The sequence below is a fragment of the Mycobacterium barrassiae genome, assembly GCF_025822765.1.
Taxonomy (GTDB): Bacteria; Actinomycetota; Actinomycetes; order Mycobacteriales; family Mycobacteriaceae; genus Mycobacterium; species Mycobacterium barrassiae.
The window spans coordinates 1-273 of record NZ_JACKUK010000001.1 but is presented as its reverse complement, the minus strand read 5'-3'; the positions used below and the strand labels follow the sequence as shown (position 1 = coordinate 273).

The window sequence follows — 273 nt, the reverse complement described above, 5'->3', positions numbered from 1 at the left end:
GACTCGGCGAAATTGCATTACGAGTAAAGATGCTCGTTACGCGCGGCAGGACGAAAAGACCCCGGGACCTTCACTACAACTTGGTATTGGTGCTCGATACGGTTTGTGTAGGATAGGTGGGAGACTGTGAAACTCACACGCCAGTGTGGGTGGAGTCGTTGTTGAAATACCACTCTGATCGTATTGGGCCTCTAACCTCGAACCGTTTATCCGGTTCAGGGACAGTGCCTGGCGGGTAGTTTAACTGGGGCGGTTGCCTCCTAAAAAGTAACG

1 rRNA gene (only partly in view) is annotated in these 273 nt (G+C 52.0%); it reads left to right on the top strand.

The window, feature by feature from the left end:
• Nucleotides 1-273 (top strand): 23S ribosomal RNA (locus tag H7J93_RS00005); its annotated part reaches 927 nt to the left of the window's first position; the annotation flags it as partial.